The 23,690-nt window shown below is 61.3% G+C and carries 20 protein-coding genes and 1 CRISPR repeat array; of the genes, 15 read left to right on the top strand and 5 right to left on the bottom strand.

What is annotated here, in order from left to right; all coding sequences use genetic code 11:
• Positions 1-48 precede the first annotated feature (48 nt).
• The 6 genes from CZ322_RS08430 to CZ322_RS08405 are packed head-to-tail and all read left to right on the top strand — an operon-like array spanning position 49 to position 5,059.
• On the top strand, positions 49-1,023 hold the full coding sequence (locus tag CZ322_RS08430; protein ID WP_143231889.1) for a metal ABC transporter substrate-binding protein: 975 nt from the start codon (positions 49-51) through the stop codon (positions 1,021-1,023).
• Positions 1,014-1,817 carry a metal ABC transporter ATP-binding protein gene (locus CZ322_RS08425; RefSeq protein WP_234984515.1) on the top strand — a complete coding sequence of 268 codons (804 nt, stop codon included), beginning with the start codon at positions 1,014-1,016 and terminating at the stop codon, positions 1,815-1,817. The genes CZ322_RS08430 and CZ322_RS08425 overlap by 10 nt, the downstream gene beginning before the upstream one ends.
• Positions 1,814-2,674, top strand: coding sequence for a metal ABC transporter permease (locus tag CZ322_RS08420; protein ID WP_087070932.1), 861 nt, complete (start codon positions 1,814-1,816; stop codon positions 2,672-2,674). Before CZ322_RS08425 ends, CZ322_RS08420 begins: the two co-directional genes overlap by 4 nt.
• Entirely contained in the window at positions 2,661-3,089 is a 429-nt protein-coding gene (locus CZ322_RS08415; protein WP_087070931.1) for a Fur family transcriptional regulator, read from the top strand. Before CZ322_RS08420 ends, CZ322_RS08415 begins: the two co-directional genes overlap by 14 nt.
• 2 nt (positions 3,090-3,091) lie before the next feature.
• Entirely contained in the window at positions 3,092-3,616 is a 525-nt protein-coding gene (locus tag CZ322_RS08410) for a VTT domain-containing protein (RefSeq protein WP_035276647.1), read from the top strand.
• A 45-nt stretch (positions 3,617-3,661) separates the two neighbouring features.
• Complete coding sequence (locus tag CZ322_RS08405; protein ID WP_087070930.1) at positions 3,662-5,059, top strand: glycine--tRNA ligase; 1,398 nt, start codon at positions 3,662-3,664, stop codon at positions 5,057-5,059.
• Here CZ322_RS08405 and CZ322_RS08400 read toward each other — a convergent pair.
• A complete protein-coding gene (locus CZ322_RS08400; protein ID WP_087070929.1) occupies positions 5,056-5,292 on the bottom strand; it encodes an RNA-binding S4 domain-containing protein in 237 nt (78 codons plus the stop codon). The genes CZ322_RS08405 and CZ322_RS08400 overlap by 4 nt on opposite strands.
• Positions 5,293-5,391: 99 nt before the next feature.
• Between CZ322_RS08400 and CZ322_RS08395 the strand changes: the two genes are divergently transcribed.
• Entirely contained in the window at positions 5,392-6,624 is a 1,233-nt protein-coding gene (locus CZ322_RS08395; RefSeq protein WP_087070928.1) for a carboxylate--amine ligase, read from the top strand.
• 466 nt (positions 6,625-7,090) lie between these two features.
• Entirely contained in the window at positions 7,091-8,713 is a 1,623-nt protein-coding gene (murJ, locus tag CZ322_RS08385; protein ID WP_234984514.1) for a murein biosynthesis integral membrane protein MurJ, read from the top strand.
• A gap of 85 nt (positions 8,714-8,798) precedes the next feature.
• On the opposite strand, the gene CZ322_RS08380 is transcribed toward murJ, so the two are convergent.
• Positions 8,799-10,031, bottom strand: coding sequence for a lipid II:glycine glycyltransferase FemX (locus CZ322_RS08380; RefSeq protein ID WP_087070926.1), 1,233 nt, complete (start codon positions 10,029-10,031; stop codon positions 8,799-8,801).
• Between the two features lie 191 nt (positions 10,032-10,222).
• On the opposite strand from CZ322_RS08380, the gene CZ322_RS08375 reads away from it, so the two are divergent.
• Positions 10,223-11,377, top strand: a complete 1,155-nt coding sequence (locus CZ322_RS08375; protein WP_234984513.1) for a YibE/F family protein — start codon at positions 10,223-10,225, stop codon at positions 11,375-11,377.
• On the opposite strand, the gene CZ322_RS08370 is transcribed toward CZ322_RS08375, so the two are convergent.
• Positions 11,374-12,222, bottom strand: a complete 849-nt coding sequence (locus CZ322_RS08370; protein WP_087070924.1) for an ImmA/IrrE family metallo-endopeptidase — start codon at positions 12,220-12,222, stop codon at positions 11,374-11,376. The two genes, CZ322_RS08375 and CZ322_RS08370, sit on opposite strands and share 4 nt — an antisense overlap.
• Positions 12,219-12,560: a helix-turn-helix domain-containing protein gene (locus CZ322_RS10340; protein WP_087070923.1), complete on the bottom strand. Its 342-nt coding sequence runs from the start codon at positions 12,558-12,560 to the stop codon at positions 12,219-12,221. The genes CZ322_RS08370 and CZ322_RS10340 overlap by 4 nt, the downstream gene beginning before the upstream one ends.
• Positions 12,561-12,860: 300 nt before the next feature.
• On the opposite strand from CZ322_RS10340, the gene cas6e reads away from it, so the two are divergent.
• The 6 genes from cas6e (at position 12,861) to CZ322_RS08335 (ending at position 22,881) form a co-directional block, all read left to right on the top strand.
• The gene (gene cas6e / locus CZ322_RS08360; RefSeq protein WP_159455021.1) at positions 12,861-13,535 is read left to right on the top strand and encodes a type I-E CRISPR-associated protein Cas6/Cse3/CasE; all 675 of its coding nucleotides are present in this window, start codon (positions 12,861-12,863) and stop codon (positions 13,533-13,535) included.
• Entirely contained in the window at positions 13,532-16,228 is a 2,697-nt protein-coding gene (locus CZ322_RS08355; protein WP_087070921.1) for a CRISPR-associated helicase/endonuclease Cas3, read from the top strand. The genes cas6e and CZ322_RS08355 overlap by 4 nt, the downstream gene beginning before the upstream one ends.
• A gap of 2 nt (positions 16,229-16,230) precedes the next feature.
• Positions 16,231-17,175, top strand: coding sequence for a type I-E CRISPR-associated endonuclease Cas1e (gene cas1e / locus CZ322_RS08350; protein ID WP_087070920.1), 945 nt, complete (start codon positions 16,231-16,233; stop codon positions 17,173-17,175).
• A 9-nt stretch (positions 17,176-17,184) separates the two neighbouring features.
• Complete coding sequence (gene cas2e, locus CZ322_RS08345) at positions 17,185-17,481, top strand: type I-E CRISPR-associated endoribonuclease Cas2e (protein ID WP_087070919.1); 297 nt, start codon at positions 17,185-17,187, stop codon at positions 17,479-17,481.
• 186 nt (positions 17,482-17,667) lie between these two features.
• Positions 17,668-19,285: a CRISPR direct-repeat array (repeat unit 29 nt; unit sequence CTGTTCCCCGCGCGCATGGGGGTATTTCC).
• 961 nt (positions 19,286-20,246) lie between these two features.
• Complete coding sequence (locus CZ322_RS10025) at positions 20,247-21,494, top strand: Cna B-type domain-containing protein (protein ID WP_200807186.1); 1,248 nt, start codon at positions 20,247-20,249, stop codon at positions 21,492-21,494.
• Between the two features lie 310 nt (positions 21,495-21,804).
• The gene (locus CZ322_RS08335; protein ID WP_087070917.1) at positions 21,805-22,881 is read left to right on the top strand and encodes an inositol-3-phosphate synthase; all 1,077 of its coding nucleotides are present in this window, start codon (positions 21,805-21,807) and stop codon (positions 22,879-22,881) included.
• 234 nt (positions 22,882-23,115) lie between these two features.
• Here the strand turns inward: CZ322_RS08335 and CZ322_RS08330 are convergent, their stop codons facing one another.
• Entirely contained in the window at positions 23,116-23,538 is a 423-nt protein-coding gene (locus CZ322_RS08330) for a DoxX family protein (protein ID WP_087070916.1), read from the bottom strand.
• Positions 23,539-23,690 lie beyond the last annotated feature (152 nt).

Below are 23,690 nucleotides of genomic sequence, written 5' to 3'. Positions count from 1 at the left end.
CGCGGGCCGCCGCGACGCGCCACCGGGCGCGTTGGGTAGACTGGGCGGGTGAAGAAAACTTTGACTCGTATGGCGGCGCTGCTTAGCTGCACGGCGCTGCTGGGATCCACCGCCCTGCTGGCCGGGTGCCAGCCCTCCTCGACCTCGCCCGCGGATGGCACTTCAAGCTCCGCAGCCGCATCGAGCGCGGATACCGCGCGCATCGGCGTGACGGCATCCTTCACCCCGATCCGGTGGCTTGCCGAACAGATCGGCGGGGATTACGTGACGGTCACCTCCGCCACCCCCACCAATGTGGAACCCCATGATTACGAGTTTTCTCCGAAGCAGGTCGCGGAGCTGGAAAGCACGGATGTTATCTTCTACGTCTCCGGATTCCAGCCCTCTCTCGACGCGGCTATTTCCACCATCGGGGCCGGTAACGCCGTGAACCTGGCCGATGCCGCGAAGCTGGTCCACCACCGCGGCCTGGCCGATAATCACGGGGATGAAGCTACCGAAGCCGGGCGCGTCCTCGACCCGCATTTCTGGCTTGATCCGGTGCGTATGCAAGATGTAGCCGAAGCGATCACCGCTTCGCTCTCCTCTATGGATCCGGAACATCGCGGTGATTTCGAGGCGAATTTCGCGCGCCTCAAGCAAGAGCTCACCGATCTGAATTCGCGCTACACTACCGGCCTGGCCCAGTGCGCCACCACCACGGTGGTGTCCTCCCACGCGGCTTTCGGTTACCTGACCGACCGTTACAACCTGGTCCAGGTGGGGATCGCCGGGATCGACCCGGATCAAGATCCCTCCCCGCTCGATATCTCCGAAGTGAAACGCATTATGGCGGAAACCGGGACCCGCACCATCTTCGCGGAAGCCAATAGCCCGGCGAAAACCGCGGAGGCCATCGCGGCGGAAACCGGCGCGCAGCTTTCCTCGCTGAGCACCGCGGAAGCCGATCCGGAGGGCGCGGGCTACCTGGCCATTATGGATAGCAACCTCGCCCACCTGCGTGAGGGATTGCAGTGCCAGTAAGCCCGGCCCCGGCACCGGGTACGGGCGCAGCACCCGGAACGTCCCCGGCACCGGGTACGGGCGCAGCACCCGGAACGTCTCCGGCACCGGCTAGGGGCGCGATACCGGCGCAGCCCGCGGTTTCCCCGGCTCTCCTCGCCCGCGATTTGTGCATTACCCTGGGCGGGCGCGAAATCGTGCATTCGGCTCACCTGGAGATCGCGGCCGGGGAGTCGGTGGGGATTTTCGGGCCCAACGGCTCGGGTAAATCCACCCTTGTCAAAGGGCTTCTCGGCGTCGTACCCCATACCGGAACCGCGCAGATATTCGGGGCGGATACCGCGCGCCCCCGCCAGGTGCCCTGGCACCGAGTGGGCTATGTGCCCCAGTCGATGGTGCACGCCGGCAACCTGCCCGCCACCGCCCTGGAAGTGGTGCGCTCCGGATTACTTTCCGGGCGCCACCTCTTCGCGGATAAAGGGAAAGCGGCCCGCGCCGCCGCCTACGAGGCCCTCGCGGCGGTGGGTTTGGAAAACCGCGCCCAGGACCCGGTGCGGGTCTTTTCCGGCGGGCAGCAGCACCGTGTCATGATTGCCCGCGCGCTGGTGCGCCGCCCCGATCTGCTGGTTCTTGACGAACCGCTGGCCGGGATCGATGCCCGCGCCCGCGCCGACCTGGCCGAAATCCTCACCCGCCTGCACGGCTCGGGTCTTACTCTCGTCATGGTGCTCCACGAACGCGGGGAACTCGCCCACCTGGTGGGTCGCGATATTCAAGTATCCGATGGCTACGTGCACGGGGGAGTGGCGCAATGATCGCAGATATTCTTTCCTCGCCCCTCATGATGCGCTCGCTGCTGGTGGCGGTGCTCGTGGGGCTGGCCGCGCCGATAGTGGGCAGCTACCTCGTCCAACGCGGCATGGCCCTCATGGGCGACGGCATCGGCCACGTGGCCCTCACCGGGGTGGCCCTCGGCTGGCTGACCGGCACCTGGTTGCACGGGCAACCCGAACGTTTCGCGGTACCCGGCGCCCTTATTATCGCGGTGCTCGGCGCGCTCATTATCGAATGGGTGCGCTCCTCGGGAATCACCTCGGGAGATACCGCGCTCGCGATTCTGTTTTACGGCGGTATTGCGTGCGGGGTACTGCTTATTTCCCTCGCGGGTGGTACGACGGCGAACCTCAACTACTACCTCTTTGGCTCGGTTACCACGGTCACGGGGCAGGACGTGTGGTACACCGTGGCCCTCACCGTGGTTATCCTCGCGGTGGGTATCGGGCTGCGCGGCCCGCTCTTCTCCGTGACCAATGATGAAGACTTCGCGCGGGCCTCGGGCCTGCCGGTACGGGCTTTTAACATCCTCATCGCGGTCACGGCGGCCCTCACGGTGGCGGTCTCCATGCGGGTGGTGGGAATTCTGCTGGTCTCGGCCATGATGATCGTGCCGGTGGCCACCGCCCAACTGGTGTGCTCCTCCCTGGCGCACACCCAGCGCCTGGCCATGGGGCTCGGATGCGGGGCTGCACTTGTCGGATTGGTCATTACCCGCTATGTTTCTGCCTCTCCCGGGGCTATGATCGCGGTGATTCTCATTGCCGGGTACGCAGTTGTGGCAATCATGTCCACACTGGTACGGCGCAACCACAGGAGGGTTCATGAACGCGTCTAAACCGCGGGTAACTGCCCAGCGGATCGCCATTTCGAAGATGGTGGAGACGATCCCGGAATTCGTTTCCGCCCAGGAGCTCCACGAAAAACTTTCCCGGGAAGGCCGGCGCATCGGCCTGGCCACCGTGTACCGCACCTTGCAGGCGATGGCGGACGAGGGGATTCTTGACACTATGCAGGAGGGCACCGAAACCCTCTACCGCTATTGCGAAACCGAAGAGCACCACCATCACCTCATGTGCCGGCGCTGCGGGAAAACCGTGGAAATCGCGCTGGAAGGGGCCGAAGATTGGGTGCGTTCCATCGCCACCGCGAACGGCTTCTCGGATGTGGATCACACCCTTGAACTCATCGGGGTCTGCGCCGATTGCGCCGGGCAGCATAACGGCCGGAACCGGGAAGGAATGGGCCGCTAAGCATGGATTCCTTCTCATTCCTGGCCGGGCGTTCCTTCGCCTTCGTCTATCTTTTCCTCTTCCTCGTGGTGTCCTTGCGTTCCAGCGCTACTTTCTGGTTGGGCCGCTATGCCGCCTACCTGGTGGCCCGGCAGCGCGAGCCGCGCAACCGCCTCGCCCACCGGGCCTGGGCCTGGGCGCATGACGAGCGCGTGATCGCGGCCTCGCAGCGGGTGGCGCGGCGCGGCTGGCCCCTCGTCACCCTGTGCTTCTTCACCATCGGGGTGCAAACCGTCATCCTTATCGGTGCTGGGCTCACCCGCATGAGCGGCTGGCGTTTCACCCTGGCCGCGCTGCCCGGCTGGCTGGGCTGGGCGGCGATCTACTCCACGGTGGGCATGCTCGCCCTGCGAGCGGTCTGGGCCGCTATTTTCGGTAACCCGTGGGGAATTGCCGCAGTGGTCGTACTGGGCGTCGTCGTCGCATATTTCCTTTTCGTTTTCCGCACCGGCCGGGACCGCGCGGAAACGGGCGCGGCGGTAGACTAGACGGGCCACGCATCATCCGGATGCGCGCAATAGAAAGGAACAACGTTGGCTAAGCCTGCTCCCTCCCGTCTCGATAACGTTATTTCTTTGGCCAAGCGCCGCGGTTTCGTATTTCCCGCCGGGGAAATCTACGGCGGCACCCGCTCGGCCTGGGATTACGGCCCGCTGGGAACCGAGCTGAAAGAAAATATTAAGCGCCAGTGGTGGCGCTACATGGTGCAAAGTCGCGATAACGTTGTGGGTATCGACTCCTCCATTATTTTGCCGCGGGAAGTGTGGGTTGCTTCCGGGCACGTCGGCGTGTTCAACGATCCGCTTATCGAATGCCTCAACTGCCACAAGCGCCTGCGCATGGACCAGCTCCAGGAAGCGCTGGCCGCCAAGAAGCATATTGACGACCCGGATTCCATTCCCACCGCGGAGCTGGGTTGCCCGCATTGCGGCGTGAAGGGCCAATGGACCGAGCCGCGCGATTTTAATATGATGCTGAAAACCACCCTCGGCCCGGTGGAAGACGAATCCGGCCTGCACTACCTGCGCCCGGAAACCGCCCAGGGTATTTTCGTGAATTTCGCGAATGTGCAAACCACCTCGCGCAAGAAGCCGCCCTTCGGCATCGGCCAGATCGGCAAGTCGTTCCGCAACGAAATCACCCCCGGAAACTTCATTTTCCGCACCCGCGAATTCGAGCAGATGGAACTGGAGTTCTTCGTCAAGCCGGGGGAGGATGAAGAATGGCACCAGTACTGGATTGACCAGCGTCTGGATTGGTACAAGGACCTGGGGATTAACCCGGAGCACCTGCGCCTGTACGAACATCCCAAGGAAAAGCTCTCCCACTACTCCAAGCGCACCGTGGATATCGAGTACAAATTCGGTTTCCAGGGTTCGGATTGGGGCGAACTGGAAGGCATCGCCAACCGTACCGATTTCGACCTCACCACCCATATCAAGCATTCGGGCAAGGATCTGTCCTACTTCGACCAGGCCAGCGGGGAGCGCTACGTTCCCTACGTGATTGAGCCCTCGGCCGGGCTGACCCGCTCGCTCATGGCATTCCTCGTGGATGCTTACGTGGAGGATGAAGCCCCCAATACCAAGGGCGGGGTGGATAAGCGTACCGTGCTGCGCTTGGATCCGCGCCTGGCACCCGTCAAGGCCGCGGTGCTCCCGCTCTCGCGTAACGAGAAGCTCACGCCCCTGGCGGCGGATCTTGCCGCGCGCTTGCGGGCCTCGTGGAATGTTGATTTCGACGACGCAGGAGCGGTCGGGCGCCGCTACCGCCGCCAGGATGAAATTGGCACCCCGTACTGCGTGACCGTGGACTTCGACACCCTCGAAGACCAGGCGGTGACGGTCCGCGACCGTGACACCATGGAGCAGGTCCGGATCCCGCTGGAGAAGGTGGAGGGCTTCCTGGCCCAGAAACTGGTGGGCTGCTAGAGGCTCGCTACCCGCACGCGCAAGGCACCGCGCGGCTGGGCGAGGGCAACCACATCGCCGTCGCTCAGCGCGCTGCCGCGCCGGGTTTCCACCTGGCCGTTCACGCTAATATCGCCCGCTTCAATAAGCTCGCGGGCTTCGGCACCGGAGGCGGCCAGCGATGCTAATTTCACGAACTGGCCGAGCTTAATCGGCAAACGAACCTCAATGCTGGGGATATCGGCTTCGGTCACGATGGTCCTTTCACGCGGGCGGAGTGCTGCCTTCTACTTTAGCGCGGCGCTGCTAGCATAATGACCATGCCCGCGGCCGGGCGCGGAGGGAGAACACGTATGGATGCACTGCCGGTGATCTTCGGTAATGAGGTGGAAGCCTATAGTTTCGCGCGGCTGTTCCACGAGACCTACGGGGTGACCTCGCTCGTCGTCGCCGAATACCCGCGCGGGCATATTAATAATTCTTCCATCCTCTCGGTGCGCTACTGCGAACGCCATATTATGGAGGACGAAGAAAAATTCGTGGCGCTGCTCAATTCCCTGGCCGCGGAGTTCGCGGATCGCCGCCTCATCTGCCTCGTCAATGTTGATGAGGGCGTGGATGTTATTGTGCGCAACCGGGATCGCCTCGCCTCCAACTGGTTCTTCCCCTTCGCCGCGCCGGACGTCGTGGACCTCGCCAATTCGAAAGAGGCGATGGCGCAGGTGTACGAAAAGGTGGGGGAGGCGGCCCCGCGGCGCGCCGTCGTACATCTTTCCCAACCCGAGACCTGGGACGCGGCGCTCGCTACGCTGCCCTTCCCCATCGTCGTCAAACCCGCGCGCGCGGATAACCCTACCTCGCTGTACGCCACGGGCCTGAAAAAGGTGGAGGTATTCGACGACGCCGCGCCGGCCCGCGCGAAATTTGCCACGCTTGCCGGCCGCCAGGTCGATATTGACCTCATCGCTCAAGAACTTATTCCGGGAGATGACACCACCCAGTGGGTTGTCAATGGGTATATCGATTCGCGCGGGCACCTGAGCGCTATTGGCTCGGGGAGGGTGCTGCTCGGGCTGCATGAGCCTTCGCTCATCGGCAACGCCGGGATTATTCTCACCGATCCGGAGGGGTTCCTCACCGACCGCGCCGAGCGGATTGTGCGCGAGGTGGGCCTGCGCGGCTTCTTCTCCATGGACGTGAAAATTGATCCGCGTACCGGCAGGGCCTATTGGCTGGACCTCAATCCGCGGGCCGGGCGCGGGCACTACTACCTTAAAGTGGGCGGGGTGAATCTGGCGCGCGCCCTGGTGGCGGATATGGCCGGGGAAACCGCGCCGCTCCAGCGGGTCAACCGCGCCGGGATTTTCGCGATTATTCCCGCCTGGCTGGCGGGGCGCCACTACCTGCGCGATCCGCAGCTGGCCGAGCAGGTGCGGCGGGTGCGGAGGCACGGCCCGGTGATCAACCCGATCGCCTACAGCAAGGACCGCCACCCCAAGCGCACCCTGTTCCGGATGCTCTCCGATATTCGCGCGGTACAGAAAATGCGGCGCTTCTATCCGCATCCCACCGAATCTGGATTCTAAGGCTAAGCTCGAAGCATGCGTTTCTTCCCCCCGCGCCGCCCTAGCGGACGGCATTTTGTGGCCGCTGACCGTGCGGACGCCCGCCCGGATCTAGCGGAATCGGCGGCCGCCGGCCCCGAGTCCGAAACTTCCGCCAGCTCGAGCGAGAATACCGCGAGCGAAAAAAGCGCGAGCGCCGCGCGGGCCTCCATCATTATGTTCTTCGGCACGCTCGTCTCGCGTATCCTCGGCCTGGTGCGCTCCCCGATTCTGCTTGGCGCGGTGGTGGGCCTGACCTCGCCGGCCGGCAACGCTTTCGGGATTGCCAATAAACTCCCCAATCTTATTTACATGATTATTGTGGGGGGCCTGGTCAATGCGGTGCTGGTGCCGGCCATTGTGCGGGCCACCAAACGGGGGGAAAAAGAAGGCGCTGCCTTTNACCGCGAGCGAAAAAAGCGCGAGCGCCGCGCGGGCCTCCATCATTATGTTCTTCGGCACGCTCGTCTCGCGTATCCTCGGCCTGGTGCGCTCCCCGATTCTGCTTGGCGCGGTGGTGGGCCTGACCTCGCCGGCCGGCAACGCTTTCGGGATTGCCAATAAACTCCCCAATCTTATTTACATGATTATTGTGGGGGGCCTGGTCAATGCGGTGCTGGTGCCGGCCATTGTGCGGGCCACCAAACGGGGGGAAAAAGAAGGCGCTGCCTTTATTAACAAGCTCCTCACCGTGGCGATTGTGGGGCTGGGTGCGGTGACCGTGCTCATCACCCTGGCGGCTCCCGCCGTGGTCAAGGTCATGGCCGCCACCATGTCCGAGGACTGGTATCGCCTCACGGTGGCCTGGGCCTACTGGTGCCTGCCCCAAATTTTCTTCTACGGCATGTACACCGTGATCGGGCAGATCCTCAACGCCCGCGAAAACTTCGGGCCCTATATGTGGGCGCCGGCTCTCAATAACGTTGTGGCGGTGCTCGGGATGCTCGCCATCCTCGCGCTGTTCGGTTCGGCAACCCCGGAAGACGCCCTGGAAGCGGGGCGCTGGACCGCCTCGCGGGTGGGCTGGCTCGGCGGTATTTCCACCCTGGGGATCGTCGCCCAAGCCCTCATCCTCATCTGGCCGCTGCGCCGCCTGGGTATCCATTTCCGTTTTGATTTCCGGTGGCGCAATTCCGGGCTGGGAGCGGCCGGCCGGGCTTCGTGGTGGATGCTCCTCATGATGGTCACCTCCATTATTCCGACGGCGCTCATCTCCAATGCCGCCGCCGGGGCCTCTGACCGGGCCATTCGCATGGGGATGAACTCCGAGTACGTGGCGGGCAATTTCGCCTACGACACCGCCTACACGATCTACTCCCTGCCCACCTCACTCTTCGTGGTTTCCATCGCCACCGCGGTCTTCACCCGCATCTCGCGGGCCGCGGCAGACGGAGACCAGGACCGGATGCGCCGCGACGTCTCCCGCACCCTACGCATCGTCTCCACCATCATGTTCCTGGCCGCCATCGGCCTCATGGTTTTCGCGGTGCCCGTCTCCCGCCTCTTCGCTATTACTTCGAGCGCGGAGCAGGCCGTCACCCTCGGGAAAGTGGTGGCCTCCATGGCCCTCGGGCTTTTCGGCATCGGCGCGGTGAGCGTGCTCGACCGCGTCTACTACGCCTTCGAGGACACCCGCGGCGCCTTCCTCATTAGCTTGCCGTTCCAGGGAGCCTCCTGCGTGCTCACGGTTTTCTGCGCGCTACTCCCGCCCCAGCACGTGGTGTGGGCGGTGGGTATCGTGGGCTCACTCGCCAATATTTTTGCGGTCATCGTGATGCTGTGGCACCTCTCGCCGCGGATGGGTGGGGTCGACGGCGCAGTCCTGGCTTCCTTCCATCTCAAACTCTTGGGGATTTCCGGCTTGGCAGCCGCGGCCGGCTACGGGGCGGCCCGCCTGGTGGGCCCCGTCTTCAGCCCCATGAGCCCCGCGCAAGCACTCCTGGCCCTCATCGTGGGGGGAAGCGTCATGGTGCTGGTCTACGTGGGTGGCATGAAGCTGGCAAAAATGGAAGAAATCGACGTGCTCTTCCGCCCCGTGGGTAGGATCCTGGCCCGCCTACGCCGCCGCTAATCAGCTTAGTGGCAGCTAGCCGGGCTGCGCCGGCGGCGCAGCCCCGTCGTCGTACCCGGTGCGGCCCGGTAGCGTGCCGGAACCGCTAGATCAAAGCGCCCGTGAGCTTAGCTTCCGGGCGCAAGGCCAGTGCGAAAGTGCCGATGAATTCCTCCACGTTCCCGTTGAGCTTGCGCTTGTACTCGAGCACCGGGTAATCGGGGCCGGTGGCGTCGAAAATACCTGAAATTCCGAGGGTGTTGTAGGTAGAAATATCGTGGGCGGCCGCCCAGCGCAGCAGGGTCGATTCCACTGGATAATCACGGTTATAGGTGGTGAAATCCTTGTTGAAGCCGCGGAGCAGCTGCACCAGCTCATCACCCCAGCGGAAAGCCAGAACCCCGGCAAAAGGCACATTATTGCCGTAACGCTGCGCCAAATCGCGGGCCTCGGTTTCCTGCTTGAGGAGGGAAGCGCGCTGGCTGCCGAGCTCCTTGAGGGCGCCTTCCTTTTTGCGGGTGCGCGGCTCGGTGGAATTCTGCGCGATCTGCTCATCGAGGCGGGCAATATTCGCGGTGATCTCCTCCAGGTAGGTGGCCGGATGCGCGTAGGCAATCGCGAGGAAAGCGCGCTCGGGGCCCAGCTTCTCCATCATCCCGGTATACAGCTGCGCGGAATAATCCGAGATTTCAGCCATCTCGGTGCGTTCGCGCGAGGATTCATAAAGCTGGTGGAAGGTATCCCACAGCTCGACCCCGCCGGTATGCACCTCCACGCCGTAGCGCCCCACGTGCTTGACCTGGCGGCGCATCGTTTTCGTGAGGGAATCAGCGATCTCCTCGAAAGTCTTCCCGGCAATATCTTTCGTATAAATAAAATGAATATCGGCCGGGTCATTGGGGTCCACGGGAATATGCTGGAACCCGGCCGCGCGCAGCTGCTCGGTCACCCGCGCCCCCAGGGGCGAATCCGCAATTTTCGTGGTGTCCTCATAGAAAGCGGCGGGCACATTAGGGGTGATGCGCAGCGCAATCACCCGCTTCTTGGTGGCAAGATACGCGGCGAGCTGCGCGAAAAAGAACTCCACCAGCTCGGTATCCTCCCAATCCAGGGTGGGGCCATTGGTAATAATGGCGCGGGTGAACAGCTTTTTCCACGGCTGGTAGGTAATAAGGCCGACGCCGCGCACCTGCGCGCCCTCACGCACCCCCACATAATCAACGGCATCGCCTTGCTCGGTGCGCCACTGGCCGTATTCGGGAAGCTGGGCGAGGAAAAGCCGCGGGCTGTGGCGGGTTGCGGAAGCGTATTCCTCGGTGGTCAAGGTGGTGAAATGCATGTATACAGTCTAGCGATTGAGTATCGCGGCGGCGGGAGGAAACACCGGTTCCCAGGTGTGGTGGTACGGCGCGGGCGCCCCGTCCCGCCGCGCCGTCTCCCGCCGTACGCACCGTACCCGCGCCGCCACGCCTCGTGGCACCAGGGCGCGCGCTTCTCCCACGGGCGGCGGCGGGCCGGTAGCCTGAAGGCGTGCATCATCATTCAGATATTGAGGTCCCGGCGCGAGTGCGCCGCAAGGTCGGGCGCGTACTTGCCGCTATTGTTGTTCCCCTCGCGCTTCTCACCGCGATTGCGCTGGTGGTGCTGTGGCCGCGCGGGGAGTCCCCGGTGGGCTCTATTCCGCTGAATTCCCCGGGCGTGCAGATGGTGAGCGGGCCGATTACCTCGGTGGGGCAGACGGATGCCCAGGGCCAGACCCCGGTGGAGATGGAGGTTGAGGGCGTGCCGGTTCCCGTGCACGTCCCCGCCGAGGTGGTGGCCTCCGGGCTGGAAGTGGGCGACGTAATCGAAGCCCGTTTCAACCCGGCTATGGTCACCTCGGGCACCGCCCATATTTTCGTTGATTTTGAGCGCGGGATGCCTCTGGCGTTGCTCGCCGGACTGTACGTGCTGGTCATTGTGGCGGTGGCACGTTGGAAGGGGCTGGCGGCGCTCGCGGGCCTAGGGGTGTCCCTCCTGGTGGTCGGCTTCTTTATTATTCCGGCGCTGGCCGGCGGCGGGAATGCTTTCGCGGTGGTGCTCACCGGGGCTTCGGCGATGATGTTCGCCTCGATTTATTTGGCTCACGGTATTTCTATCCGCACCACCACCGCGATTATCGGCACTTTCCTCGGGCTTCTTATCACCACGGCGGTGGCGGTGTGGGCGGTGGGCGCCCAAAACTTGAGCGGTACGGGCGGGGAACAAACCGCGATGCTGTCTTGGAGCCTGGGCGGTATCAATATGCGCACGCTGCTGCTGGCGGGGATTATTCTGGCCGGGCTGGGGGCCCTCAATGATGTCACTATTACCCAGGTTTCCACCATTTGGGAGTTGCATGCCGAATCTCCGAGTACGCCGCGCCGCCGCCTCATCAGCCGCGGGATGGCCATCGGGCGTGACCATATTGCCTCGACCGTTTACACGCTGGCTTTTGCCTACGTGGGGGCCTCGCTGCCCCTTCTTATTCTTGCCTCGATTTACCAGCGGTCGTTCCTTGACCTCATGCAGGTGGAGCAGATAGCGGAGGAGATCACCCGCACCCTGGCCGCTTCCGTTGGCTTGGTCTTGGCGATTCCTTTGACGACGGCGGTAGCCGCGCTCCTCGCCCCCGTGGCACCGGGGCGGGATCGGGTGAGCGCCTAGCTCGTGGCTTGAGTGGTTAGATCTGAATGCCCCTTCAGAAGCGCCAATTCTTGAGCAGTTAGTTCTGTACCGGTATCGCGTGGGGTAGCTGCAGTAACGTCCGGTGTTTCCACGGGAATAATTCCTACTGCATGAATTTCTTCTACCAATGTTTGGTAGTCAGTTCTTCCCGTCAGGAGTGCTATAGCCGCTGGGCCGATAGCACCCCAGCGGTACCCCTCAAGGGTCCGGGCAAGGAGATGTTGGGGTGCGCGTGGCTGTTGCGAAAGTGCGCTTAGAAGCCGGTATTCAGAAAGCCACCCGAATTTCGTGGCAAGTGCAACTGCGGGGATGGCCCTCCATTCCTGGCAGGTGGCCTGGTCAATAGCGTCTACGTCGCGAAGTTGGATTGCCGCCACAGCAGGTGTCACAAGATAGTTTTGGACTACATCGGATAGTAAGGCCGCGCTAGGTTTTTTGTCGCGTGCTACAGCAGTAGCTGCATCCAAGGGGAGTAGCAGGTGCCGCGCAAAGGCATCCGCTTGAATCTCTTGCGGAGCACGTTTTCCCCACTCTTGCGTTGTGGTGAGTTTACGATCAAGATGCCCCAACTTAAGATGCCCTAGTTCATGAGCGAGCATAAAACGTAACTGCAAGGGGTCATCGGCGCAGCCTACTGCAATTAGTTGCCTCTGCTTCAAGCTCATTATCATTCCGTGGCCCGGTGCAGGGGTATTGACAAAGGCGACACCTATGTTCATATCGTGTTCAACGAGACGGGTCACACTGAGAATCGGAGCGCACCCTAAATCGTATTCCCGGCGGAATTGAGTTGCTGTTTTCCGGGCAATTTCTTCGTTAGTCATGCCATCTCCGGAATCCCGATGTCATCAAGGCGCTGAGCTAAACCAAGCGCGTAAACAAGGTAGTCAGCCAGAGCTTCGGAGCTCGCCGCGTCAGTACAGTCGGCGTAGGTTACTGTGTTGCGAATGGTAGGAGTTCCTTGCAGGTCATCAACAAGAACCCCGCAAGCATCCGCAATAAGGGTTAGTTCGATGAGTGCCACCGGTCGTACCCCTGTTTCAATCCGGTGGATAGTGGGCTGGGATAAGCCTGAACTTGCAGCTAGATCACGTTGTGACATCCCCACGCGCGTGCGTGCAGCGACGATACGCTCGCCAATGAGGGCTTCGCTAGTATTCACGGTGAATCACGCTCCTTATATTTTGATTCTACCCGAACCACGGAATGTTGGACCCGGGTGGTCCGATGGAAAGTCAAAGGAGTATTCTTTGGGGTAAGCAAACCATCAGACCTGTCTTTACAACTGCATTTCTCCCTGCTAGCATGAAACAAAAGATGAGGGGGAATGCTTGACCTGGAATGTGGCGTTACCCCCGCTCACGCGGGGAAAGCGGCCTATCTAGGCAATCCATCAGACCTTGATCTACCCACGCCTTGGCGTGGAAACCGCTTACTAAAATCCTAGTCGATGGAGACGAATATGGCAGACCAACACACATCGGAACCTCAGCCGATTTTCCTAACGAAAGTGCCGGTTCATTCACTCCTCTCACGCGTCGCTTTGCACAAACCACAAAACGGGTGGTCAATTAAAGACCCACAGGTCCGCCACCGCGCCATTATGGCACTCTTCCCACAAATTAATGCGGAGCGCCCCCGAGCGGAGATGGGTATCCTCTTCCGCTTAGACCACGTTCCGGGAGATGCCCCATTCTTCCTCATCCAATCCCGCGAACCTGTTCCACAACTCAACCTCCCTCATGAAGCCACGATGAAAAAGGTAGCGTTGCAGGAGCTACCTTCTGGAATCTCGGTGACCTTCCGCATAGCAGTGAACGCAATTCAACGTATCGGTTCCGGCGGCACACGGTCGATTCCGCTTGAGGGGGAAGAACCCATTCCCGGAGTTCCAAGCCTCTCTGAATGGCTGAGCGCAAAACTAAGCCCGGCGCTAACGAATATAGAGATAATTGACTCGCGGCGCGAAGTTCTCACCACTGGTTCTGGGAAAAATAAACGAGCTGTCCAGGTCGATACAATCGACGGAGCTGCAACCGTGGGCGACGGCGCAGCACTACTCACAGCCCAAACCAACGGGGTAGGGCGTGCAAAAAGTTATGGCTGTGGCCTCCTCTCCGTCCAGGTACTCTCATGACGGGCACACATCCCAGCGTATGGGCCAAGCAGCGCGGCATGGAAAAGCCCTACCCGCTTCTCGCCCACTTGCTGGATACCGCAACCACTGCCGGTGTGCTCTACGAGGTTTGGTTACGGCCAGGCCTGCGTGAAGTGCTCGGAGCTGCCGGGAAACGGGAAATAGTGGAATGGGTAGCCGGATCGCACGACATCGGAAAAGCCTGCCCAGTATTCCAGTATCAGCCAACACAGCGAGAGCCTCAATGGAATGAGATTCGGGCTGCCCTGTGTGCCGACGAGCCCCAGCTTGGTGATATCGCCAAGTGGTGTCGAGACTTTTGTGAGGACTACAGGCCTGACATCTACCACCACCAGAAAATATCAGCACTCCTGCTTCACCGAAACAGGATCAAGCCAGATGCAGACGCAGCGCTGTCGTGGGAATATCTCCCGGCACTCGGTCACCATGGCCGCTTCGAGACTCCATCTTGGAATGATCGAGAAACTAAAGACTTTTTCGAAGACATGGAAGAAACCGGCTGGCTTGCCCTGGCCGATGATCTCCTCACCTGCTTAGAAGAAGGCATCGGCATAACCCGGGCTGATTTTCCGGCCGAGCTTTCACCAACCGCAACAATCTTACTCTCCGGCCTCACCGTGCTAGCCGACCGCATTGCCTCGGGAACCGAATGGGTGACCGCCCAACAGGAACTCCTCGCGGCCGGCAAACTCGCCCTTGATAATCCAGCCGGGTGGATCACCGCGTGCCGCTCCCGTGCTCGCGCACGCATCGAAGAAACCGTCGGGGTGTACCACGGCTGGGAATCCGCAGAGCAAAGCCAACGGGCAATCCTCGGCAACCGCACGCCCCGCCCACTCCAAGAGGAAGCCACCCGGGTAGGTGGCGGACTGTGGAATGTTATGGCGCCCACCGGCGTGGGCAAAACCGAAGCGGCCCTACTCCGGCACGCCACCGCGAACGAACGCCTTATTTTCCTGCTTCCCACCCAGGCAACCTCGAATGCGCTCATGCGGCGTATCCAGCGCTACTACGCAGGTACTCCCAATGTGGCTTCGCTCGCGCATTCCCTCGCCTCCACCGAAGATTTTTATAATCAACCGGTCACCATGGGGAATGATTGCAGTGAAGTCCCGAGCAAAGCCAGCATTACCTACGTGGAGCACGGAGCTAGCACGGCAGGACTTTTCCCCACCGAATTCGTTAGCTCCGGAAGCTCCCGCCTCCTGGCACCCGTATGCGTCGGCACTGTAGACCAGGCACTCCTGGGCGCCCTACCTGCAAAATGGACACACCTGCGGCTCCTCGCCCTGGCCAATGCCCACGTTGTTGTGGATGAGGTTCATACGCTCGATCAGTATCAGAGCGGTCTCCTCAGCAACCTTCTGCTCTGGCTGCGCGCCACGAACACCCGGGTCACTTTCCTTTCCGCCACCCTCGCCAGCGATCAACGCGCCACTTACGTCAAGTCCTACACCGGCCAGCCCCCGGAAAGCGAAGCGCACTTCCCCCTCCTGGAAAACCTGGATACCAACGGAACCCAGTTGCGGAGTATTCGCCCCGACGGCCCGCCCCGCACCCTCGTGATTGACCGCAGTACCGAAAAGTACTGTCAGCTCACCACCGCCCACCGCGATTGGGTGCGCGAACAGCGCCGGCGTTACCCCCAGGCCCGCATCGGAGTCATTTGCAATACGGTTGCGCGCGCTCAGGAGCTCACCCGAGCTCTCTCCGCCGAGGGCAACGTTGTTATCCTCCATTCCCGCATGACAGCTGAGCATCGTCGTCGTAACGCTGAACTCCTCGAACGCGAAATCGGATCGGGCAGCGCGGGCGCCGCGCTCACGGTTATCGGAACTCAAGCAATCGAGGCATCGCTGGACATCGACCTCGACCTGCTCCGCACCGAGCTATGCCCGGCCGCATCCCTCATTCAGCGTGCCGGGCGCCTGTGGCGTTCCGCCGATCCGAACCGCGCCACCCGAGTGCCGGGACTGAGCGGGCCGCGAGTGTCCGTCGTCGCTATTAATGGCAGCGAGGGGCAACAGCTACCGTACCTGGCAAGCGAACTGGCCCGGGTGGAGAAATGGCTCAAGGAGCACAATACTATCCGAATCCCGGAGGATTGCCAGGAATTTGTGGATACCGGGACCCTGCTGCTGGCGGATATCGCGGAGGATAATACGGGCGAACTCAATGAATTCGCAAAGAAAGCGCTGGCGGCAATCCGTGCCCGAAACGCTGGTTACGATATGAAACGTTGCCTGAACGAAGACTCTCGGGTGAAATCTTTCGCCGCCATGACCCAGAGCCCGCAAAGTTCTGAGGACGAGCAATCAACCAGACTCATCGAAGTAGAAACTACCCGCCTGATTGTATGCGGCGATCCGGATATTATCCCCGGCGCGTGGACCGGGGACCCTGAAGATTTGATGAAGCTACGCGGCAGTGATCACGAAGGTATACGCCGCGCCTTGCGCGCATCTGTTCCGGTCACCGTCACCGATCGTGCGAAAACACTGTTTACGGATGCGGCATCGCTTGAAAATGCGCCGTCGCTACTCTGCCGCTACCACGTTTTAAACGACGGCGCAGCTCATTACGACCCGCTCATCGGGCTCGTTTTGCAGGGTAGCACTCCGGATCCCAATTGCTCTGGCACGCCGGTACCACCCGCCACCGGGAAGGAGTGAACATGGCTTACTCAGATGAGGCTCTGGCCTTCCGCACTATCAAGGCGAGCGAGCAGGTGCGCCTCGAGGACCGGGTTTCTTTCCTCTATCTCGAATACGCGCAAATTCGCCAATCACGCACGGGCGTGGTGGCCTACGATGCCGGCCGGGAAGGAAAGAGCGGGTCCTTGGAAGGAACCCGCGCCCGGGCAATCCAACTCCCCGTCGCCGGGTTAGCAGTGCTTACTTTGGGGCCCGGCACCTCGATTTCGAGCGCGGCGCTCACTTCCTGTGCCCGTGCCGGAACCACCGTTCTTATCACCGGTGGGGGCGGAGTACCGCTCTATACCCACGCCACGCCGCTGACCTCGAGTGCGCGGTGGGCCATTGCGCAAGCTCGGTTGGTGAGTAACGAAGCCCGGCAGCGCGAAGCTGCGCTCGTGCTCTACAAAAAGCAGCTCGGTGTGGAGAATGCGCCTGGTAGTTCTATCGCGACGATGCGAGGGCTGGAGGGGCAGTTCATGCGCAATACCTACCGCACCATGGCCATGAAATACGGGACCGGTCGCTTCACGCGAGATACTTCCTCGGACGATCCGGTCAATGCCGGCCTCAACTTAGCGAACTCAATCCTCTACGGGTGCGCAGCTTCCGTGTGTGCGGCGCTGGGAATCAACCCGGCGCTGGGGATTATTCACCGCGGTGATGCGCGTTCCTTACTATTTGACCTCGCGGATCTGTACAAACCAAGCGTAACGATTCCCCTAGTTTTCGCGGCGGCGCGTGAAGAAGACCCCATGACGGCGGTCCGCAAAGCCGTGCGGAGAGCTATCGTGGACCACCAGGTCCTTCCCGATATGCTCGCCACCATCATGGACATCCTCCAGCCTTTCCTGCCCGCACGCGACGACGACCGGCTTATCTCCGGAAATAACGTCGAAGTTTCCGGCCATATCCAGTACGGATAGGAGAGCGGGATGTTCGTTGTTGTTAATGCGGTCGCTATCCCGGATCACCTGCGTGGATACTTGAGCAGATTTCTTTCCGAGGTGACCACCGGATTGTACGTGGGAGTTGTTTCCGCGCGAGTGCGGGACAATTTGTGGGAACGCGCCGTATCCGCCGCGGGTACCGGCAGCCTCACTCTTATTTATAACGACGCCGCCCGTGAGCAAGGCTTCGCTCTGCGCAGCACGGGAACCGGCAGTCGCCCAGTCCTTGATCTGGACGGCATGCTGCTTATCGGGACGGGTGCGGAGGATGCGTCTGGGTAGGATGGAGGTGACATGCCAGTATCTTGTGAAGACATGAAGGAGGGATTGAGATAAATTTGAGAGGTGGGAGCTGACATGGTTGCAATATCCGGTGCATTCTCATATCCCGGACAGAGCCACGAATCTGGAACTCTGTTCCACTGTTATTTCCGGGTCCGCCGCCGATAAACGACCAGGTCAGGCAGTCTGTTCCCCGCGCGCATGGGGGTATTTCCGCCGTGAACGCGCTCTCCTCAGCTCTCAAGGGCTGTTCCCCGCGCGCATGGGGGTATTTCCGACTAACGAAAGGTATACATAATGTTTCACACCTGTTCCCCGCGCGCATGGGGGTATTTCTGCCTACGGGCCGCTACTTTGCGCGCACGGCAACTGTTCCCCGCGCGCATGGGGGTATTTCCCTGAATCCAGGTCCCCTGCGTCTTCGCGTACTCTGTTCCCCGCGCGCATGGGGGTATTTCCGCATCGGCGGGTCGCCGCGTGAAAGTGAATCGCTGTTCCCCGCGCGCATGGGGGTATTTCCTGGTGCGCGCGCTCTTGTTAGGCAGTAGGGAACTGTTCCCCGCGCGCATGGGGGTATTTCATAGCAACTCTCAGCTTTGGAATAATTGACTGCACTGTTCCCCGCGCGCATGGGGGTATTTCCGTGCAGCCGCTCCACGTGGCGGGCACGCTCACCTGTTCCCCGCGCGCATGGGGGTATTTCCCTGCATGCAACGCACGCGCATTAATTACGCGGCTGTTCCCCGCGCGCATGGGGGTATTTCCGCTCGAGGTGGTGAGCTGGCCGTTGGCGTCGCCTGTTCCCCGCGCGCATGGGGGTATTTCCGCTCGAGGTGGTGAGCTGGCCGTTGGCGTCGCCTGTTCCCCGCGCGCATGGGGGTATTTCCCCTGAGAAAGGAGAAATAATGTCTACACGTAACTGTTCCCCGCGCGCATGGGGGTATTTCCAACCGGACGCGGCTCGTCGCTGACCGCGAGGCCTGTTCCCCGCGCGCATGGGGGTATTTCCAAATACGAGGATCAATGTAACGAGGCTTGCTGCTGTTCCCCGCGCGCATGGGGGTATTTCTAACGTAGCGCAGTGACGGGGCCAGTAAGTCACGCTGTTCCCCGCGCGCATGGGGGTATTTCCGCATGCGACTGCGTATCGGGTTTTCGTGGACCCTGTTCCCCGCGCGCGTGGGGGTATTTCCGCGTGAAAGAATCCGCGGCCGGCCTGGTGGAACTGTTCCCCGCGCGCATGGGGGTATTTCCCCCTATCCCGAATTACATCCTATGCGACCGGTCTGTTCCCCGCGCGCATGGGGGTATTTCCCCCTATCCCGAATTACATCCTATGCGACCGGTCTGTTCCCCGCGCGCATGGGGGTATTTCCTCGGAAGGCTTCGTGACCATCAACGGCAACCGCTGTTCCCCGCGCGCATGGGGGTATTTCCGCTCAGTAAGTCGTGTGTTTCGCTCCAGCATCGCTGTTCCCCGCGCGCATGGGGGTATTTCCGCATCGGCGGGTGGCCGCGTGAAAGTGAATCGCTGTTCCCCGCGCGCATGGGGGTATTTCCCCCCAGCGCCGCCGGTGGGTGAGGCTGGGAGTCTGTTCCCCGCGCGCATGGGGGTATTTCCATACGCAAACCGCCCGGCGCATTCGCGATCTCCTGTTCCCCGCGCGCATGGGGGTATTTCCCCGGAATGTCTTGCGAATAGAATATTCCGGCCCTGTTCCCCGCGCGCATGGGGGTATTTCCGCCAAGCAAGCTCCCCTGCGTTCACTGCGATGCTGTTCCCCGCGCGCATGGGGGTAATTGTCAAGCGCAAGTTAAAACTGCACGCCTAGCGCAATACGAATTGCACGCCTAGCGCAAGGAAATGCACCCCCAGCGCAACTAAAACTGCACGTCCTCACCGAACAGGAAATCTCGTCCGGCGCCCGAATGCCCCTACCGGTACCATCACTCAACGCCGCCTTCGGCGGGCGTCGGTACCAGCCGGCACCCCCCAAGTCCTCCCAAACCACCCCGAAACCCTGTTTCTGATACCCGCAGGGCGGGCGTAGCCCTCCACTCAACGTTCGCCGGCAATTGTTCTCCGCGCGAGTGGAGGTAATTCCATTGAGCGGCAGTCCCTAGAGTTCGTGAAATACTCATCCCCGCGCAGGTGGGGTGGTAATTTCTATCGACGAAGACTGTCTATGAGGTGAGACAAAGCCAATGGTGGAACCACGGGCACCGGCGGGATAATACGGGAGCGTGGCATTGGTGACATGCTGCACCTAGCGGCGTCCGATTTCTCGGCAGCTACCGTTGGTTTCTGCCAGGGCACAGAAAGTTTCACGATAGTCACCGTAGGTAAACTCTAGATTTCCCGAAACCGCCAAACCTTTAAGGCGCAGTATTTCCTTGTGTGGCTTAACAATTCAAGCCCCTCGATATCCTATGTAAGTGAAAACCAGGAAACCGAAGCAGGGACAAATAACTATTTATTCACCTTTGCCGTATTCGGCATAGCAGTTAACAATGAAGGGTAAGTGGGTCGATCTTCGGAAAGTGTAAGTCTCACATAACCAATTTTCCCGTGTTTTCGCTGTATATGCGCTGGTAGGGGAGGTGGCTGCGCCGTCGTTCCACAAGCCTGGGACTTAGTTCCTTGAATAACTATGTTGGAACTACGTAAAAATGAAACAAGCAGCCGCGCGAAAACAAGAAAACACGCCTTTTCGCGGCCGGAATGCGGCGATGATGATGTCTCGCGCCCCGGTATGGCTGAGCCGATGGAGGGAGGACATGATGCGTATACGCAAAATTGGCGCGATGGCCGGCGCACTTGTGCTGGCTTTGCTTGCGGGGGGGGGGGTGCTTACTCGCAGGCTCAACCGGCCGATAGTCCGGCCGCGCGGGTAGAGTGCCCGGCCAAGGAACACCCGGATTTCATCACCCTGGAGCTGTGGGGCACGCAGTTCACGCGCGATGCCGAGGGTAATCTACTAACGGACGCGCCGAAGGAAACGATCAAGTACGCGGTCTTCAAGGTCTACCAGGATCGTAGTGAACAGACTTGGATCAATCCGCGTTACGAGGCGTATAAGGGTGAATTCGAGGTTATCAATTACCCCTCAACCGTTGATGACTGGAATTTCACCTTCAGCGTCCCCAAGTACGAGCTTGCGGGCACCTGGACGGACAACGAAGTTGATTACAATATCACCGAAATTCCCACGCCCGGGTACCGCAGTGATGTGGGCATGAATCCGGATGGCACCCTCAAGTTCACGAATACCCTGGCCACCGATGTTTCGGCAACGAAGGCCTGGCAGGATAACGATAATGCCAAGCAGACCCGCCCGGAGAACATCACTTTCGTTCTGCTCGGTGATGGCAAGGAAGTCGCCCGTAAGACTGTTGGTGAAGCGGAAGGTTGGACGGCCACCTTCGCTGAAGTGGATAAATGCGCGGATGGCTATCTCATCAATTACGAGATCGCGGAAGTTGCCGTTGAAGGGTATAAGTCGGCCGTGACGGGCAATATGACGGATGGCTTCGTGGTGACGAACTCAATCGTGCCGCCGCCTCCGACCCCGACTCCCACGCCTACGGAGTCGGAGACCCCGGAGCCCACTCCGACGCCCACGGAATCCGAGACTCCGGAACCGACGCCCTCGTGTTCGGAAACTCCGGAGCCTACCCCGACTCCCTCGGATACGCCAACCCCAACTCCCACGGAAACGCCGACGCCTACGCCCCCGGTGACGACGCCTCCAGCACCACCAACACCCACGCCGACCGTGCCGGCAACCCAGCCGCCGACGCCGCCGGCCACAACGCCGCCGACGCCGCCGGCCACAACGCCGCCGGCAACCACGCCGCCGGTTCCCTCGCAAACTCCTACTCCCACAACCACGCCCACGCCGCGCGAGCGGCTCGTGAAAACGGGAACGTCCATGGCCGGCCCGGCCGTAACGCTGGCGGGCCTCGCGTGCCTGGCAGCGGGAGGAGTGATGGTGGTACGACGGCGCAGCTAAGCACCGCGTACTCAACGCATTAATGTGACTCATCGTGGGGCGGCGACGCCAATAAGTCGCCGCCCCACTCCCATACACCCGCGAATCCCCGCGCACTCCCGCGCGCCCCCACGCGCACCTACGCAACCTCCCGCGCGCGCCCCACTCCCATACACCCGCAAGGTCTCTTCACAAATGTACATTTAAGTGCCATAGTGGCTTGGTGATGGGGGCACAGGTGCCCCGTTCAGTCTCGCTCACCGCGGCGCCCGCCGCACCGATGACTGAAAAAACAATCACGTTTCATCAATAACTACAAAGGAGTAACCGTATGTCGATTCGCGTTGCCATTGTGGGAGTAGGTAATTGTGCGTCCTCGCTGGTGCAGGGCGTCACTTACTACCACGGCGCATCTGAAAGCGAAACGGTCCCGGGCCTTATGCACGTGGTATTTGGCGATTACCATATCCGCGATATCGAGTTCGTGGCGGCCTTCGACGTCGATGCCAAGAAAGTCGGCACCGACCTGGCCACCGCGATTAACGCCAGTGAAAATAACACAATTAAAATCTGCGATGTGGCACCTACCGGGGTGGAGGTGCTGCGCGGCCCCACGCTCGATGGCCTGGGGGAGTACTACCGCGCCACCATTACCGAATCCGATGCCGAGCCCGTTGATGTGGTGGCTGCGCTCAAGGAAGCGCGGGCCGATGTGCTGGTCTCGTACCTCCCGGTCGGCTCCGAAGAAGCCGCGAAGTTCTACGCGCAGGCCGCCCTCGATGCCGGCGTCGCCATGATTAATTGCATGCCGGTCTTCATTGCCTCCAACCCGGAGTGGGCCCAGAAGTTCACGGACGCGGGTGTGCCGATTGTGGGCGATGATATTAAGAGCCAAATCGGCGCCACCATTACCCACCGGGTGCTCGCCCGCCTCTTCGAGGAGCGCGGGATTTCCCTCGACCACACCTACCAGCTCAACGTGGGCGGCAATATGGACTTCAAGAACATGTTGCAGCGCTCGCGCCTGGAGTCGAAGAAAATCTCCAAAACCCAGGCGGTCACCAGCAATATCACCCAGCAGCTCGACCCGCACGATATCCACGTGGGCCCCTCCGATTGGGTGCCCTGGCTCGAGGACCGCAAATTCGCCTTCGTGCGCCTGGAAGGCCGCAATTTCGGCGATATTCCGGTCAAGCTGGAATACAAGCTTGAGGTCTGGGATTCCCCGAATTCAGCCGGGGTGGTCATCGACGCAATCCGCGCCGCCAAGATCGCCCTCGACCGCGGCATCGGTGGCCCGCTGCTGTCCGCCAGCGCCTATTTCATGAAGTCGCCGGCGCAGCAGCGCCCCGATGAAGAGGCCCGCGCCGCGGTGGAAGCCTTCATCCGCGGGGAAGTGGAGCGCTAAGCCCGGCTAGATGGCGCTAAGCCCGGCCCGCTATCGAGCCGGGCCCGCCTCAGCGCCCCCCGGCATCCCGTGCATCCGCACCATCTCAACAAATGTGGCGGCCGTTTCCCCTACCAGGAACGGCCGCCACGTTGTTTACAGTAGTGCAACAATTTTCGCACAGCTCGCGTCCGCGCAGGTAGGTACGACGCCGCAGCTCACCGGCCTACAGCCGCTCGCGCCATCACCGTTTCTTTAATGATTTGCCGCCGCGGCATCCGCCTGAGCGCCAGCTTCCGCATCTGGCTTTTCCGCATCCGCCACCTTCATAACATTCCAGCCTTGCTTAATAAGCACAGCCTGGAGGGGGAGCCGGCCATAAGCAACCGCCTTGAGCGGCCAGGGCTTCTTCCGCCACTGGTAGGCCATGTTGATATTCGCCGGGAAAACGGCGAGGAACAGCGCGATGGCCGCCGCGCCGCCGAGCTTGCGGGTGCGGTGGTGCGCAATAAGCCCGGCCGTCACCAATTCCGCCACACCGGAGGCCAGCGTATAGGCACGCGCCTCCCCGGGAAGTTGGGGCGGGATGATGGAATCGAAGGGCTCGGGAGCGATGAAGTGCAGGGCTCCCATGCCGGTGAGGAGGCCGGTAAGAAGCTGGGGATCTTTGCGTGACATAACTTGATCGTAGACCTGGTATGAGGCTGTATTCAATTATTTCGCGACCGGTTCTCACGGATGGGCACCACATACCGCCGCGAATTTGTCGCTAGACAACCATGGACACGTCGCGTACTTTTTGTCAATTTTCGTGTGGTGCTCATAACATA

This window comes from Actinotignum timonense, assembly GCF_900155575.1.
In the GTDB taxonomy this organism is placed as follows: Bacteria; Actinomycetota; Actinomycetes; order Actinomycetales; family Actinomycetaceae; genus Actinotignum; species Actinotignum timonense.
This window is presented reverse-complemented; position numbering and strand designations above follow the sequence as displayed.

Excerpts from the sequence above, each read along its gene's own strand:
- CZ322_RS08420 (WP_087070932.1), top strand. The coding sequence starts at position 1,814 with ATGATCGCAGATATTCTTTCCTCGCCCCTCATGATGCGCTCGCTGCTG.
- CZ322_RS08415 (WP_087070931.1), top strand. The coding sequence starts at position 2,661 with ATGAACGCGTCTAAACCGCGGGTAACTGCCCAGCGGATCGCCATTTCG.
- CZ322_RS08410 (WP_035276647.1), top strand. The coding sequence starts at position 3,092 with ATGGATTCCTTCTCATTCCTGGCCGGGCGTTCCTTCGCCTTCGTCTAT.
- CZ322_RS08395 (WP_087070928.1), top strand. The coding sequence starts at position 5,392 with ATGGATGCACTGCCGGTGATCTTCGGTAATGAGGTGGAAGCCTATAGT.
- murJ (WP_234984514.1), top strand. The coding sequence starts at position 7,091 with ATGTTCTTCGGCACGCTCGTCTCGCGTATCCTCGGCCTGGTGCGCTCC.
- CZ322_RS08380 (WP_087070926.1), bottom strand. The coding sequence starts at position 10,031 with ATGCATTTCACCACCTTGACCACCGAGGAATACGCTTCCGCAACCCGC.
- CZ322_RS08370 (WP_087070924.1), bottom strand. The coding sequence starts at position 12,222 with ATGACTAACGAAGAAATTGCCCGGAAAACAGCAACTCAATTCCGCCGG.
- cas6e (WP_159455021.1), top strand. The coding sequence starts at position 12,861 with ATGGCAGACCAACACACATCGGAACCTCAGCCGATTTTCCTAACGAAA.
- CZ322_RS08355 (WP_087070921.1), top strand. The coding sequence starts at position 13,532 with ATGACGGGCACACATCCCAGCGTATGGGCCAAGCAGCGCGGCATGGAA.
- cas1e (WP_087070920.1), top strand. The coding sequence starts at position 16,231 with ATGGCTTACTCAGATGAGGCTCTGGCCTTCCGCACTATCAAGGCGAGC.
- cas2e (WP_087070919.1), top strand. The coding sequence starts at position 17,185 with ATGTTCGTTGTTGTTAATGCGGTCGCTATCCCGGATCACCTGCGTGGA.
- CZ322_RS10025 (WP_200807186.1), top strand. The coding sequence starts at position 20,247 with ATGGAGGGAGGACATGATGCGTATACGCAAAATTGGCGCGATGGCCGG.
- CZ322_RS08335 (WP_087070917.1), top strand. The coding sequence starts at position 21,805 with ATGTCGATTCGCGTTGCCATTGTGGGAGTAGGTAATTGTGCGTCCTCG.
- CZ322_RS08330 (WP_087070916.1), bottom strand. The coding sequence starts at position 23,538 with ATGTCACGCAAAGATCCCCAGCTTCTTACCGGCCTCCTCACCGGCATG.